This window comes from Klebsiella aerogenes, from assembly GCA_029027985.1.
GTDB classification, from domain to species: Bacteria; Pseudomonadota; Gammaproteobacteria; order Enterobacterales; family Enterobacteriaceae; genus Klebsiella; species Klebsiella aerogenes_A.
Map to the genome: position 1 here is coordinate 1,654,323 of CP119076.1, position 15,444 is coordinate 1,669,766.

At 57.9% G+C, this 15,444-nt stretch carries 12 protein-coding genes; 4 read left to right on the forward strand and 8 right to left on the reverse strand.

Annotation, left to right across the window (positions count from 1 at the left end):
• Window positions 1–71: 71 nt before the first annotated feature.
• Window positions 72–1,679 (reverse strand): FGGY-family carbohydrate kinase, encoded by a 1,608-nt coding sequence (locus tag PYR66_07850; protein ID WEF29614.1) that lies wholly within the window; start codon window positions 1,677–1,679, stop codon window positions 72–74.
• A 32-nt stretch (window positions 1,680–1,711) separates the two neighbouring features.
• Complete coding sequence (locus PYR66_07855) at window positions 1,712–2,461, reverse strand: SDR family oxidoreductase (GenBank protein WEF29615.1); 750 nt, start codon at window positions 2,459–2,461, stop codon at window positions 1,712–1,714.
• A gap of 298 nt (window positions 2,462–2,759) precedes the next feature.
• Here PYR66_07855 and PYR66_07860 point away from each other — a divergent pair, with 298 nt between their 5' ends.
• A complete protein-coding gene (locus tag PYR66_07860; protein ID WEF29616.1) occupies window positions 2,760–3,773 on the forward strand; it encodes a substrate-binding domain-containing protein in 1,014 nt (337 codons plus the stop codon).
• A gap of 13 nt (window positions 3,774–3,786) precedes the next feature.
• Here PYR66_07860 and PYR66_07865 read toward each other — a convergent pair whose 3' ends face one another.
• Window positions 3,787–4,728, reverse strand: a complete 942-nt coding sequence (locus tag PYR66_07865) for a sugar-binding transcriptional regulator (GenBank protein WEF29617.1) — start codon at window positions 4,726–4,728, stop codon at window positions 3,787–3,789.
• A 236-nt stretch (window positions 4,729–4,964) separates the two neighbouring features.
• Between PYR66_07865 and PYR66_07870 the strand changes: the two genes are divergently transcribed.
• From PYR66_07870 to PYR66_07880, 3 genes are all read left to right on the forward strand, one after another.
• On the forward strand, window positions 4,965–6,350 hold the full coding sequence (locus PYR66_07870; GenBank protein ID WEF29618.1) for a mannitol dehydrogenase family protein: 1,386 nt from the start codon (window positions 4,965–4,967) through the stop codon (window positions 6,348–6,350).
• Complete coding sequence (xylB, locus tag PYR66_07875) at window positions 6,341–7,804, forward strand: xylulokinase (protein WEF29619.1); 1,464 nt, start codon at window positions 6,341–6,343, stop codon at window positions 7,802–7,804. The genes PYR66_07870 and xylB overlap by 10 nt, the downstream gene beginning before the upstream one ends.
• Before the next feature lie 66 nt (window positions 7,805–7,870).
• Complete coding sequence (locus PYR66_07880; protein WEF29620.1) at window positions 7,871–9,148, forward strand: RbtT/DalT/CsbX family MFS transporter; 1,278 nt, start codon at window positions 7,871–7,873, stop codon at window positions 9,146–9,148.
• A gap of 34 nt (window positions 9,149–9,182) precedes the next feature.
• Here the strand turns inward: PYR66_07880 and yegS are convergent, their stop codons facing one another.
• The 5 genes from yegS to PYR66_07905 form a co-directional block, all read right to left on the reverse strand.
• Window positions 9,183–10,076: a lipid kinase YegS gene (yegS, locus tag PYR66_07885; protein WEF29621.1), complete on the reverse strand. Its 894-nt coding sequence runs from the start codon at window positions 10,074–10,076 to the stop codon at window positions 9,183–9,185.
• Between the two features lie 257 nt (window positions 10,077–10,333).
• Window positions 10,334–11,695, reverse strand: a complete 1,362-nt coding sequence (gene yegQ, locus PYR66_07890) for a tRNA 5-hydroxyuridine modification protein YegQ (protein ID WEF30379.1) — start codon at window positions 11,693–11,695, stop codon at window positions 10,334–10,336.
• A gap of 144 nt (window positions 11,696–11,839) precedes the next feature.
• On the reverse strand, window positions 11,840–12,562 hold the full coding sequence (gene baeR / locus PYR66_07895) for a two-component system response regulator BaeR (GenBank protein WEF29622.1): 723 nt from the start codon (window positions 12,560–12,562) through the stop codon (window positions 11,840–11,842).
• Window positions 12,559–14,031: a two-component system sensor histidine kinase BaeS gene (gene baeS / locus PYR66_07900; protein WEF29623.1), complete on the reverse strand. Its 1,473-nt coding sequence runs from the start codon at window positions 14,029–14,031 to the stop codon at window positions 12,559–12,561. Before baeS ends, baeR begins: the two co-directional genes overlap by 4 nt.
• Window positions 14,028–15,443: an MFS transporter gene (locus PYR66_07905; GenBank protein WEF29624.1), complete on the reverse strand. Its 1,416-nt coding sequence runs from the start codon at window positions 15,441–15,443 to the stop codon at window positions 14,028–14,030. Before PYR66_07905 ends, baeS begins: the two co-directional genes overlap by 4 nt.
• Window position 15,444: the final 1 nt, after the last annotated feature.

A 15,444-nucleotide genomic window follows, 5' to 3' on the forward strand; every position in this document is an offset into this window, starting at 1 on the left:
ATTTCAGGATGCAGAGGGGCTGCCCCGCTGCACAACAGCGGAGCATTCTTGTTATTAAAATAAGAGGTAAGTTATTCGCGAATTAGCCGACCGGCCTGTTGTAGAGCCTTGTAGGCCTCATACCTGCGCTGATGCTGCGGGCTATATACCGTCTCGCTGCGATAAGTTTTATCCACTCTAGTGAATTGCTTCATTGCTTCCGGTAGCGAGGCGGCGACGTTGCCTGCGACCGCGCCGAGGATCGCGGAACCTAACAGCACCGGTTCGCTGCTGGCGGTGCTAACCACGGTTACACCGCAAGCATCGGCCAACAGTTGGCGCACTAACGGATGCTGTCCTGCGCCGCCGCTGATGACGATATTTTCACTCTCCATACCACAAGCGCGTTGGGCATCCACAATCTGCCGCAGGCCATAGCCAATGCCGCACAATCCGGCAACGTACAGCGCAGTCAGGTTATCAAGATCCCGCTCCATACCCAGTCCGGCGATCAGCGCTTTGGCATGCGGGTCGGCCAGCGGCGCGCGATTGCCGAGGAATTCCGGCACCACGTGCAGGCCAGCCGCGAGTGTTACTGCTGCGGAAGGCGTACTCACCTGCGCCAGCACCCGATCCGCCAACCATACCGGCAGAGGAACGCCTGCCGCTTTCGCCTGTTCGCGCGCTTCCGCCGCCGCCGGGTGGAAGCTCAGCAACTGGTCGATAGCCGCGCCAGCGGCGCTTTGCCCGCCTTCATTCAGCCAGTAGCCGGGTACCATCGCCGAATAGTAAGGCCCCCAAACGCCCGGAACGAACACCGCTTTCTCGGTGGTTGTCATGGTGCAGGAGGAGGTGCCGAAGACGTAGGCCATATTATTGACCGCGCCGTTGAGCACGCCGACGGTACCGATACCGCCCGCATGGGCATCGATCATGCCCACTGCCACCGGTGTGCCGACCGGCAGGCCCATCTCTTCAGCCGCCGCCGCGGTCAACCCATCGCCACACGGTGTTCCCGGGTTGACGATGCGCTGGCCAATACGACGAAAATCTTCATCCGCCAACTCCGCCAGACCAATCTGACGGAAGTAGTCGGCATCCCAGCGTTTTTCGTGCGCCAGATAGGTCCACTTGCAAGTTACGGTGCACACGGAGCGGGCAAGATCGCCCGTCGCGCGCCAGGTCAGATAGTCGGCCAGATCGAAGAAGTGGCGCGCGCCGGCAAAAATCTGCGGGCGGTTTTCTTTTAGCCACAGCAACTTCGGCGTTTCCATTTCCGGGGAAATGGTGCCGCCGACGTACTGCAGCACCGGATGGCGGGTGGCGTTGATACGTTCCGCCTGTTCGGTAGCGCGGTGATCCATCCAGACGATAATATTGCGATCCGCCTCATCGGTGGGGCCGACGGCCAGCGGCGCGTCATTCTCACCGATCACCACCAGCGAACAGGTGGCATCGAAGCCGATACCGGCTACCGATTCAGGGGCGACGGCGGATTTCTCTACCGCGCGTTTAATGCAGTCGCATACCGCCTGCCAGATTTCACGGCTGGATTGTTCCACCACGCTGCCGGCGCTACGGAAGAGCGTAATTTCCCGGGTGGCGTGGGCCAGCAGTTCGCCGTTGAGGTTAAACACCCCGGCGCGCACGCTGCCGGAGCCGACATCGACGCCGATAATGGTTTGAGTTTCGCCTTTCATAAAATCGTCCTTTCCGTCACCGATACCGGGGGTTATAAATCAACGCTGTTAGGCAGAATAACCAGATCGCGTACGGTGACGTTTTTCGAGCGGGTTACCATAAACAGGACCGATTCGGCGACTTCAATGGGCTGCATCAGGCTGCCATTAGCCAGCGCTTCTTCCATTTTTTCTTTTGGCCAGTCATCCAGCAGGGCGGTTACCACCGGGCCCGGTAATACGGCGCCGACGCGTACGCCGTGCTGAGAAACCTGACGGCGTGTGGTATGGACGAATGCCTGTACGGCGAACTTTGAGGCGGTATAGATAGGTTCCCAGATAACCGGCACCACGCCCGCGATGGAGCTGGTGAAAATAATGTCGCCGGATTTCTGCGCGATCATATGCGGCAGGACGCTACGCACGCAGCGGAAGGCGGCGTTGGTATTGAGATGCAGTACGCGATCCCAGACATCCGGATCGCCCTCGGCGACCGGGCCGCCGATGTAGGCGCCAGCGTTGGCATGGAAAATATCAAGACGCCCGGCAAGCTGGAGGATCCCATCGATGATCTTATCCACCTGATCGCCCTGCATCAGGTCAACCTGTAAGGCAAAAGCGTTTTCACCCAGCTCTGCCACAATCTTGTTGAGCTTTTCGCCTTCGCGGTCGATCAGGACAACTTTAGCGCCCGCGCCGAGCAGCGTTTTCGCGCATTCGAGGCCGATACCGGAAGCGGCGCCGGTGACTGCGGCGACTTTGCCGCTAAGAGAAGTATTCATAGAGGATACAGAGTGGTTCATTTTATAATCCTTCATGTTGTCTGTTTTGCTCATCAAGCTGGCCCGGACGACGGTGAGGGGCAGCGCGGTCTCTCAACCTGCTACAACAATCTGGCCTATCAGAGCAGGCGTAAGTGAGTTAAAGTATTGAATATCAGCGTTATTTGTTTCAGCTTACTGAAACCTGAACGATTATTGAGTGTATACGCTAGCGAGCGTCATGGTTGCTCAATCGATGAAGCTAATGTTGCGCCAGCTTCATCGATTGAGCAAGTGGGGAAATTAACAGCGAAATGAATTTGTGACGCAAGTTGGGAAAATGAAAAAAATCACTATCTACGATCTGGCGGAATTATCCGGCGTTTCGGCAAGCGCGGTCAGCGCGATCCTCAATGGCAACTGGAAAAAACGCCGTATCAGCGCCAAACTTGCGGAAAAAGTGACGCGGATTGCGGAAGAGCAGGGCTACGCGGTGAATCGTCAGGCCAGCATGTTGCGCAGTAAAAAATCGCACGTCATCGGCATGATCGTCCCCAAATACGATAACCGCTACTTTGGTTCGGTGGCGGAAAGCTTTGAAGAGATGGCCCGCGAGCGCGGCCTGCTGCCGATTATCACCTGTACCCGCCGTCGTCCGGAGCTGGAAATCGAAGCGGTGAAGGCGATGCTTTCCTGGCAGGTGGACTGGGTGGTTGCCACCGGGGCGACCAATCCGGATAAAATTACCGAGCTGTGCCAGCAGGCGGGGGTGCCGACGGTGAACCTTGACCTGCCGGGGTCGATGGCACCGTCGGTGATTTCCGATAACTACGCTGGCGCCCGCGCCCTGACCGATAAAATCCTTGATAACAGCCTTAATCGCCACGGCAAGCTGGCGCCGCTGACTTTTGTCGGCGGGCGCAGCAGCGATCACAACACCCATGAGCGCCTGCGCGGCTTTCGCGATGCTCATGCGGCGCGCGGCATGAGCGTGCCTGAGGAGAATATTCTTGCGCCTGGCTATTCAAAAGGCAAAGTCGAAGCCTGCATGCAGTCGCGTTTTAACGGTGCCGATGAGCATCTACAGGGCTTCTTCGTCAACTCGACGATTTCGCTCGAAGGCGTGGTGAGATGGCTTGCGCAACGCGGGTTGACCGGCGCCGATCAACCACCGATGGGCTGTTTTGACTGGGACCCGTTTGTTTACCTGCTGGGTCACGACATTGATATGGTGCAGCAGAACGTCCCGGCGATGCTGGAAGCGGTCTTTAACATCATCGATGCCGGCGAAGCCAGCCAGACGCTGGTGGAGATCCCGCCGCTGCTGATCGGCAGCCGCGAGCATCTTTCGTGAAACACCGCGGGCGTTAGCGCGTCAGCAGCCAGCGGGCGGTATGTTCATCGGTCACCAGGCCGTTAATCCAGCCGCCTTTTAACGCCGCGAGGATCGCCGGTCGCTTGTTTTCGCCGCAGGCGACGGCAATGCGCGGACAGTGGTTTTGGCGGATATCGTAGCTGGTGATCAGGCGGTTAATTTCGCTATCCACCACGCCGCCCTCGGCATCAATAAAACGGCCAAGGATCTCGCCGATGCCGCCTCGCGCCGTTAATTCATCAAGCTGGGCCTGGTTAATAAAACCGTCCTTGAAGATTGGGCTCTGGGTTCCTAACGGCCCGATACCGACGAAAATGACGTCCGCCTGCTGCGCTGCGCCGGAAACGTTGTCGAACAGGCGACTGCCGCACCACATTTCATGCTCCTGGCGGGTTTGCGCATAGCGCGGGGCAGGCCACTGATAGTAGTTGGCCTGAATTTTCCGCGCCAGTAGCAGCGGTACGTCGTCGTAATAGTTACATTTTCCCTCATCGTTCATGGCGCTGATCAGCGCCACGCAACGGCTATTTTGGCTATCGAAATCAATACGCTGGATGGTTTTTTTTAGCGTTAACCCGGAACCAATGCCGATAATTTTGGCGTTATCGCCCTGCAGGTAGCGCGCCATCAGCTGATAACAGCCGAACGAGACGCTGTCCAGAGTGCTCTCTTCGCTGTAGGTCGGCACGATATTGCAGTCGATGAGTTGGTATTTTTCCTGTAGCAACTGTGCGTAATCGAGGCAGTTCGCGACAGGATGATGCAAGCCAATCGACACAATCCCTTCTTCTTTCGCCGCGGCGATCAGGCGTTGGACCACTGGCCTGGAAGTACCCAGCTGGTTGGCGATTTCGCTCTGATTCTGACCGGCGATGTAATACATCCATGCGGCGCGGACCTTCTGGTCCAGCCTGATATCGTCTTCTTTACTCACGGTATCCTGCCTTAAATGTGCGAACGCGGTGGTGAAGGTGACGGGCGATATTGCCCGAGAAACCGTGCGTCGCGAAGATAACCGCATTTTGGCTGCGGTTTTGAAAACAGGCAAGCTTTTGCTCTTTATTGGTCATTTGTAATTTTAATGGTCAATTGTTCTTTTGTGATCTACGGCTCTTATTTGATTCAAATGATCATCTACAGTGAACCGCATCACTTTAAGGAGAGCAGAGCATGAACACGCATTACACATGGCTTCACATTGGTCTGGGTTCTTTCCATCGCGCGCACCAGGCGTGGTACCTGCACCGGCTGCTGGTTTCCGGCGACACGCGCTGGCACATCGCCGCGGGGAATATCCGTAATGACGCCGAGCAGGTAGTGCAGGCGCTGGCGGCGCAAAATGGCCGTTACGTGCTGGAAACGGTTAGTCCGGAAGGGGAACGCGAATATGAAGAGATCACCTCAATTCAAAAATTACTGCCGTGGCAGGCGGATCTGCAGCCGCTGATTAACGAAGGGGCGGCGCCGCAAACGAAAGTGATTGCCTTCACGGTGACGGAAGGGGGTTATTACCTCGATACGCAACACCGCCTTGAGACCAGCAATGCCGATCTGCAAGCGGATTTGCAGGGCGAGTGCAAAACGATTTACGGCACCATCACCCGGATTCTGGAAAAGCGCATGGCCGATAATGCTGGCCCGCTAACGTTGCTCAACTGCGACAACGTGCGTCATAACGGCGAGCGTTTCCATGATGGGCTGGTGGAGTTTCTGCGGCTGACCGGCAAGCAGCCGGTGATTGACTGGCTGGCGGCGAACGCGACGTGCCCTAACACCATGGTTGACCGCATCACGCCGCGCCCGGCCGCCGATCTGGCACCGCGCATCAAAGCGCAAACCGGCATTGATGATAAGGCGCCAGTGATGGGCGAAACCTTTATTCAGTGGGTGGTGGAAGATAACTTCCGCGCTGAACGTCCGTCGCTTGAGACTGTGGGCGTGGAGATGGTGGCGTCGGTGATCCCTTATGAAGAGGCGAAAATCCGTATCCTCAACGCTTCCCATAGCTGCATTGCCTGGGCGGGTACCTTGTTGGGTCAGCAGTATATCCACGAAAGCACCCTGACCGACGCTATCTATGCCATGGCCGATCGTTATGTCAGCGAGGATGTGATTCCGTGCCTGGGTGACAATGGTATCGACCTGGCGACCTATCGCGACGTGGTGCTCAAGCGCTTTACCAACCCCCATATCCAGGACACCAACCAGCGTGTGGCGGCCGACGGGTTTTCGAAAATACCGGCGATGATTGCTCCAACACTTCAGGAGTGCTACCAGCGCGGCGTGCGCCCGCAGGCCACCGCCATGCTGCCAGCGCTGTTTTTTGTTTTTATGCAGCAGTGGCATAAAGGAACCTTACCTTATCAGTATCAGGATGGAATCCTTGATGCAGCGGCGGTTCACGCCATGTTTAACGCGCCCGACCCGATCGCCCTTTATGCCGGTGATAACGCATTGTTCGGCGAACTGGCGGAATCGGCCGACTTCCTGGCGCTGCTGCGTGAACAAATCGCCGCCGTCTATGCGCTGACTCAGCAGGAGGCGCTATGTATTTAGGTATCGATCTCGGCACCTCGGAAGTTAAAGCGTTAGTGCTTGACGAAAACAACGAGGTCGTCGCCAGTCATAGCGCGCCGCTGACTATCCAGCGGCCGTATCCCCAGTGGTCTGAACAATCGCCGCAGGCCTGGTGGGAAGCGACGGAATATCTGATTACTACGCTGCGTGAGAAATGCGCGGGACATTGGTCAGCCATTAAAGCCATCGGCCTCTCCGGACAGATGCACGGCGCCGTGTTGCTGGACGCCAGCGGCGAAGTGATTCGCCCGGCGATTCTATGGAACGATACCCGCTGCGCGCCGGAATGCGCCGAGCTGGAAGAGATGGCACCGGATCTGCATCAGGTCGCCGGTAACCTGGCGATGCCGGGATTTACCGCGCCGAAGCTGTTGTGGGTGCGACGTTATGAGCCGCAAAACTTCGCCCGCACCGCCAGCGTGCTGCTGCCGAAGGATTTTCTGCGCTACAAGATGACCGGTAAAAAAGTCTCCGATATGTCGGATGCCGCCGGAACCCTGTGGTTGGATGTCGCGCGGCGCGACTGGTCTGATGCGCTGTTGCAAACGTGTGGTCTGACGCGTGAACAGATGCCGGAGTTGGTGGAAGGGTGCGAGGTCTCCGCTACGCTGGCGGCGGATATTGCCGAGCGTTGGGGGCTTAATCCTTCCGTGTTGGTCGCGGGAGGCGGCGGTGATAATGCGGTTAGCGCTATTGGCGTTGGCGCCGTGTCGCCGGGCGATGCGTTTATCTCCCTGGGCACCTCCGGTGTGCTGTTCGTCGTCACCGATAGCTATCGCCCGGCGCCGCAGTCGGCGGTACATGCTTTCTGCCACGTGCTGCCGAATCTGTGGCACCAGATGAGTGTGATGCTCAGCGCCGCCAGTTGCCTGCAGTGGTTCTGCCGTCTGACCAGTACTACGGAAGTGGCGCTGCTGGAGGAGATTGCCCAGCTAAGCGAAGAAGAGAAGGCCAATGCGCCATTCTTCCTGCCTTATCTTTCCGGCGAGCGTACGCCGCATAACGACCCGCTGGCTCGCGGCATGTTTTGGGGGATGACTCACGCCAGCCTGCGTGCTCAGTTGGGATATGCGGTGCTGGAAGGGGTGAGCTTTGGTATTGCTGACGGCCTGCGCGTGTTGCAGGAGAGCGGAACCCGCATCGAGCAGTGTTCGCTGGTCGGCGGCGGCGCGCGCAGCCCGTTCTGGGCGCAACTGCTGGCGGATATCCTGGCGATGCCGGTGGTGACGCATAAAGGCGGTGAAACCGGTGGCGCGCTGGGCGCGGCGCGATTGGCCTGCCTGGCGGCGGGTAAGCCGTTGGCCAGCGTCTGTCATAAGCCGGAAGTCTGGCAAACCTGGCAGGCGGATCCGCGGCGCCATCAACAATTGATGCTGCGTTACGCCCAATTCCAGTCCCTGTATCTCAACGACCGACACTTTCGACAGCAATAAGACGATAAGGCGCTCCGGCAAAAACGCCGGAGTGATTCTCCTGCATCCTACAACAACGAGGTCACCATGTCCGTTAATCATAACCAGTGGCTCGGTCTGCCGCTGAATCTTATCTGGGGATACGTCGCCATCGCCGTGTTTATGACCGGCGACGGGTTTGAGCTGGCGTTCCTGTCGCACTACATTAAAGAACTGGGCTTCAGCCCGGCGCAGGCCTCTTTCGCCTTCACCCTCTACGGCCTCGCCGCCGCCCTGTCAGCCTGGGTTTCCGGTGTGGTGGCGGAAATCATCACCCCGCGCAAAACCATGTTTATCGGCTTCGTGCTGTGGTGCGTGTTCCACGTCCTGTTCCTCGTCTTCGGCCTCGGGCGCGCCAACTATGCATTAATCCTGCTGTTTTACGGCATCCGCGGCCTGGCCTACCCGCTGTTCCTGTACTCGTTTATCGTTGCCATCATTCATAACGTCCGCAGCGACAGCTCCAGCTCGGCGCTGGGCTGGTTCTGGGCGGTGTACTCGGTCGGTATCGGCGTGTTCGGCAGCTATATTCCGAGCTTCACCATTCCGCATATTGGCGAGATGGGTACCCTGTGGCTGGCGCTGGTGTTCTGCGTCACCGGCGGGCTGATTGCGCTGGCGGCGCTGCGCCATACCGCAACCCCGCGCCATATGCAGGACCTCACCACCCGTGAGAAGTTCTCCGAACTGGGGCGTGCGGTGACGCTGATTTACACCAACCGCAGCATCATGCTCTCCGGCATCGTGCGTATTATCAACACCCTGTCGCTGTTCGGCTTTGCGGTGATCATGCCGCTGATGTTCGTCGATGAGCTCGGCTTCACCACCTCCGAGTGGCTGCAGGTGTGGGCGGTCTTCTTCTTCACCACCATTTTCTCCAACGTGTTCTGGGGGATCGTGGCGGAAAAAATGGGCTGGATGAAAGTGGTGCGCTGGTTCGGCTGTATCGGTATGGCGCTGTCGAGCCTGGCGTTTTACTACCTGCCGCAGCACTTCGGCCACAACTTCGCCATGGCGCTGGTGCCGGCCATCGCGCTGGGGATTTTCGTGGCGGCGTTCGTGCCGATGGCGGCGGTGTTCCCGGCGCTGGAGCCGAAGCATAAAGGGGCGGCGATTTCGGTGTATAACCTGTCGGCCGGGCTGTCGAACTTCCTGGCCCCGGCGATTGCGGTAGTGTTGCTGCCGTACTTCAGCACCATCGGCGTGGTGGTGGCCTACACCGCCCTGTATATTCTGGCCTTCTTCCTGTGCCCGTTTATTCGCGTCGAGCAGCCCGGTTTTGCCCGTAAGACAAGCGGCGTCAGGGATGAGGTGGAATATTCGTAAAGCCAGCAGGGCGGGAGAAATCCCGCCTGCTGTTTTAGCGTAGCAGGACGCAGTCCGGCGGTAGGCGGCAGCGCAAGGCATTGCCGAGGATTTCCATCCGAAACGATTTGCCGCTTAGCGGTTCGCCATCAAGGTTAAAGGTCATTTCATGAGCGGCAGTGACTTCAAACCAGGAGGAGACGCCGTCAATCAGATTTGGCGAGTTATCGGGATTGGCGAGGGTGCTGAACAATGCCGGCAGCAGCTCTTCGCCAGTAAAAATACGCAGGTGTAGTAATCCGTCGTTAATCAACGCCTGCGGGCATAGCTGCTGACCACCGCCAGCCTGGCGGCCGTTGCCGATGCCGATGACCAGCGCATCGCCCTGCCAATGGAAGTGCTCGCCGCGGATCTCGCAACGGTCCGGCTTCAGGGTATCCATGCGCGTCAGGCCATGAATCAGATAGGAGACGCCGCCGAGCGCGGCTTTTAGTTTTTCCGGCGTTTCGGTGGTGATACGGGTACCAAAGCCGCCGGTGGCCATATTGATAAATCCGGCCTTGTTGTTAACGCGTACCACATCAATAGGGACGTCGCGCCCGGCTATCGCCAGCTTCAGCGCGCTGGCTAAATCCTGCGGGATCCCGGCGCTGGTGGCGAAATCATTGGCCGTGCCGAGCGGCAGAATTCCCAGCGCCATGGTGCTGCCACGCTGCACCAGCGCGGTGGCGACTTCGTTAATGGTGCCATCGCCGCCGCCGGCAATCACCGTGGCAACGTCGAGCCGTTCGGCTTCCTCGACAAAGCGAATCGCATCGCCTTTTTCCCAGGTAACGCGGACGTGAATATTGACGCCTTCCTCGCGCAGGAGATTAACGGCTTCGCGCAGTTGCGGGTGATTAGCGCCTTTACCGTTGAGAATTAATAAGCTGGCTGGAAATTGGGTCATCCTTTATCGCCTCATTTTTCGTCGTCATCCTCAGTGTATCGCAGGAATGAGGTGAGGGAATAAGAAAGTCAGAAAGGGGAAGGTATAAAAAAATAAGCCCGCGTAAGGGAGATTACGCAGGCTAAGGAGGTGGTTCCTGGTACAGCTAGCATTTATGGGTTATGTTTTTCAGCGGAATGGATAATACCTGCTTCGAACGAAACGGTGTGTGATCCGATTCTAATATCCATACATAGTGAAAAAATAACGGCAATAAACTAATTTTTATGCGGGTTTCGCGTCGATTCACCGTTGAAATTGCGCATTAGCAGGCCATATTGCAGCGCCATATCCTCCGGCAGCGGCAGCCAGACAATATAACCGTCTCCCGGCGCGACCGGCATAGCTTCGCCTTTGGCGTTTTCCATGTGTTCGAGCGTGAAATTCACATTGCCCTGCGGGGTCATCAGCTCCAGGCTATCGCCGACGGAGAACTTATTTTTCACCGCCACTGCAGCCAATTGGCCGTTACGCTCGCCGGTAAATTCGCCAACGAACTGCTGGCGCTCAGAGACGGAGTAGCCGTTCTCGTAATTCTGGTAGTCGTCATGGGTGTGGCGACGCAGGAAGCCTTCGGTGTAGCCGCGGTGCGCGAGGTTTTCCAGAGTATCCAGCAGGGTGGTGTCGAACGGTTTACCTGCGGCGGCGTCATCAATGGCCTTGCGGTACACCTGCGCGGTACGGGCACAGTAGTAATGTGATTTCGTGCGGCCTTCGATTTTCAGCGAGTGAACGCCCATTTGGGTCAGGCGTTCTACGTGGGCGATAGCGCGCAGATCTTTCGAGTTCATGATGTAAGTGCCGTGTTCGTCTTCGAAGGCGGTCATGTACTCGCCCGGACGTTTCGCTTCTTCAATCATAAATACCTGGTCGGTCGGCGCGCCGATGCCGAGTGTCGGTTCGACATTCTGTACCGGAATGGGTTCGTGCTTGTGTACGATATTGCCGACGTCGTCTTCTTTGCCTTCCTGGACGTTATATTCCCAACGGCAGGCGTTGGTGCAGGTGCCCTGGTTGGGGTCGCGTTTGTTGATATAACCGGAGAGCAGGCAGCGGCCCGAGTAGGCCATGCACAGCGCGCCGTGAACGAAAATCTCGATTTCCATCTCCGGCACCTGGCTGCGAATTTCGGCGATCTCGTCCAGCGACAGTTCGCGGGACAGGATCACGCGGGTCAGCCCCATCTGCTGCCAGAATTTGACCGTCGCCCAGTTAACGGCGTTGGCCTGTACCGACAGGTGAATGTCCATATCCGGGAAGTTTTCCCGCACCAGCATGATTAAACCCGGATCGGACATGATCAGCGCATCCGGCCCCATCTCCACCACCGGCTTGAGGTCGCGAATGAACGTTTTCAGCTTGGCGTTATGCGGCGCAATGTTAACGACCACGTAGAATTTTTTCCCCAGCTGATGGGCTTCATTGATGCCAAGCTGCAGGTTTTCGTGGTTGAATTCATTGTTGCGTACGCGCAGGGAGTAACGCGGCTGGCCGGCGTAAACGGCATCGGCGCCATAAGCGAAAGCGTAACGCATATTTTTCAACGTTCCCGCCGGGGAAAGGAGTTCCGGTTTAAACATGATTTTCTCGTTCTGATGACAGGTCAGATTCGCCGCGCCAGGTGCGGCGATTCGGGGGAGTGCCCCCACATTAAGGGCGGGCATTGTAGCGCTGCAGAAAGGGGGAGTAAACCTTTGCGCCTCCCGGACCGAGAGGCTTGGGTTTTAAATCATTCGGCAGGCGTCAGCTTCCCAGCGATAGCCGACGCCGTAAACGGCGCGAATAAACGACTGGTCGGCATCCAGGGATTCGAGCTTACGGCGCAGGTTTTTGATATGGCTGTCGATGGTGCGGTCAGTCACCACGCGATAATCGTCGTACAGATGGTTTAACAACTGCTCGCGGGAGAAGACTTTGCCCGGCTCCTGCGACAGCGTTTTTAACAGACGAAACTCGGCGGGAGTCAGATCCAGTAGCTTGTCGCGCCACGACGCCTGAAAACGGTTTTCGTCGACAATCAGCGGGCTTTGCGCATCCATCGCCTGTAAATCACGCTGCGGCTTGCAGCGGCGCAAAATCGTTTTGACGCGGGCGACCACTTCGCGCGGGCTGTACGGCTTGCAGATGTAGTCATCGGCGCCGATTTCCAGCCCCAGCAGACGATCGATCTCTTCGATTTTAGCGGTGACCATCACAATCGGTACATCGGAGAAACGGCGGATCTCGCGGCACAGGGTCAGGCCGTCGGTGCCTGGCAGCATTAAATCCAACAGAATCAAATGCGGCGGCGTCTGGCGAACGTATGGCAATACCTGATCGCCATGCGAAATCAGCGTCGGCGCATAGCTCGCTGCTTGCAAGTAGTCGATCAACAACTGGCCCAACTTGGGCTCGTCTTCCACGATCAAAATACGTGGCGTGTTTTCATCAATGGGTAATTCAGTCATACGTCCCTCGATAAATCGTGTTCCAGAGGTAACTCTACTTTAATGCTAACCCCGCCAAAAGGCGAATGGCCGGCGTTCAGGCTGCCGCCGTGGGCCGCAACAATATTCATACAGATAGCCAGGCCGAGACCGGATCCGCCGCTGGCGCGATTGCGTGATCCTTCGGTACGGTAAAAACGTTCGCACAGCCGGGCCAGTTGTTCGTCGGTAACACCGGGGCCGCTATCGGCGAAATCGAGCGCCAGCAGGCGACCGTTTTGCGCGGCGCTGATTTGTAAACGGCCGCCGCTGTCGGTATAGCGCAGGCTGTTTTCCAGCAGGTTGTTAAATAGCTGCATCAGACGATCGCGATCGCCGAAGACGATGGCGCTATCCGGCAATGAAACGCCAATCGTCAAGCCGCGGCTGGCGAAACGTTCGCGGAACGCCCCGGCGGCGACTTCGAGCAGGGCAATCAAATCCACCGATTCTTTCTGATAGGCCAGGGCACCTTCATCAGACATCGAAAGCTGATGCAGATCGTCCACCAGCTTGGTCAACGTGCCGACCTCCGCCTGTAGCGAGGAAATCGAGTCAGGGGTGAATTTACGTACCCCGTCCTGAATGGCTTCCAGCTCGCCGCGCAGCACCGCTAACGGAGTGCGTAGCTCGTGGGAGATATCGGCCATCAGATCGCGGCGCATCTGCTGGTTGCGCTCCAGGGTGCTGGCAAGCTGGTTGAAGTCCTGCGCCAGACGACCGAGTTCGTCGCCGCCGGTGACGGTGACGCGGGTGGAAAAATCGCCTGCCGCCAGCTTGTGAGTCCCCTCGACCAGCCGTTTAACCGGCGCCAGTAGTCCGCGAGCCAGAGGGAAAGTGGCCAGCGCCGCGAGGAGGGTCGCGAGAGCGACAATGAGCCAGCTTGTCCGTTTTTGTTGGCGGTCGAAATTGATATCGGTATTGCGCGTCAGCCGCTCGACCGGCGAGGCGATTACCGCGCCGACCGAGACGCCGTCGACGAGAATGTCGCGCCGGGTGCCATCCTGCGGCACCGGCGCTCGCGGGCCAACCAGCACACGCCCTTTTTGATCGATAACCCAAAACTGAGTACGCCAGCCGTGCGGCGGCATATCAGGCGCTGGCCCGGGGCCCGGCGCAGGGCCAGGGCCCGGATCGCCATGCGGGCCGGGCCCCATGCCTGGACCTTTTGACGGATGCTCATCGTTATCGCGCTCGAAGGTGCGTAACAGCTGGAAGATAAAGCGGTCGTTATTGCGCAGAAATTTCCAGTTTCCATGCAGAGCGTACTGTTCGCTTAGCGCATCGCCGAGCATGGTGAGCCGCTGTTCATTGCCGCGTTTGATGTAGTCGATAAATCCGCGCTCAAAGCTGATGCGCACTGCCCAGTGCATGCTGATCAGCAGTACGATGCAGGTGGCGAAAATAGCGAGGAACAGCTTACCGGTGATACCCGGGCGCCATAGTTTCACGGTTCACTCCTTTTGCGTCGGCGAATGACGGTGTTGCTGCCGACGTCATCCGGTACGCGGGAAAAGATGAGTGCCGGGAGGGCGATAATCACCGCCATGCTCAGGTAGGTGTAGAGGAATACCTGATGCGCGACCGGCGCATCGGCGCTGATATGCTGCTGGCCGTACATGCCGAGCAGCAGCCCGGCGATGGTGACGCCGATACTCATCGACAGCTGCATCACCATTGACAGCATGCTGTTGCCGCTGCTCGCCAGATCGTCAGGCAGGTCTTTCAGCGTCAGGGTGTTCATTGAAGAAAAGCGACTGGAGTTAACCATCCCCTGCAGGAACAACACCAGCGGCAGCAGCCAGTACCAGCCAGCCAGGGCGACGGCCATAAACAGCAGGCTGACCAGCGCTAATCCGAGGGTTGCGAAGACCAGCACGCGGCGATAGCCGAAGCGGTTAACCACCTGCACGACGATGCGTTTCATCCCCATGCTGCCCAGCACCATCGGGATCATCATCAGCCCGGCATGGAACGGCGAGAAGCCAAGGCCAATTTGTAAGAATACCGGGGTCATAAATGGCAGCATGCCGCTGCCGATACGTCCGGCGAAGCTGCCGCTCAGACCGAGCGAAAAAGTTTTATTGCGAAACAGATTCAGGCTGAATAAGGCGTTGACGTTGCCGCGGGCGTGCCATAAATAAAGTCCGATGGCGATGATGCCGCCAGCGACCAGCGCCGCCAGCAGGAGCGGCGAGATACCGAGCCCCTTTTTACCGTCGAGCGCCAGGGTCAGCGTCGCCATCCCCGTCGCCAGCAGAATAAAACCGAGAATATCAAAGCGCCGGGTCTGCAAGGTGTAGTTGGGCATCAACCATAATGTGGCGATAGCGCCGATAATGCCAACCGGGATATTAATTAAGAAGATCCAGTGCCAGGAGGCGTACTCCACCAGCACGCCGCCGAGCGCGGGGCCAAGCAGCGGACCGACCTGACCGGGTAGGGTTACGAAAGTCATCGCCGCCATATATTGATCGCGGGGGACGATTTTCATCACCGTCAGCCGACCGACCGGTACCATCATCGCGCCGCCAACGCCCTGTAGTACGCGAGACATGACAAGCTGATCGAGAGTGGTTGCCTGGGCGCAAAACAGCGATCCGACGGTAAATAAAACAATCGCGCTAAAAAAGATATTACGCACGCCGACCCGATCCGCCAGCCAGCCGCTAGCTGGCAGCATCAGGGCTACCGTGAGGACATATGAGACCACCACCATGTGCATGTGCAGCGGGCTCTCCCCGAGGCTTTTAGCCATCGAGGGGAGGGCGGTATTGACGATGGTGGTATCCAGCGACTGCATAAAGAAGCCGAAGGCCACAATCCATAACTGCCAGCGTACGCTGGACGGCAGATCTGTCATG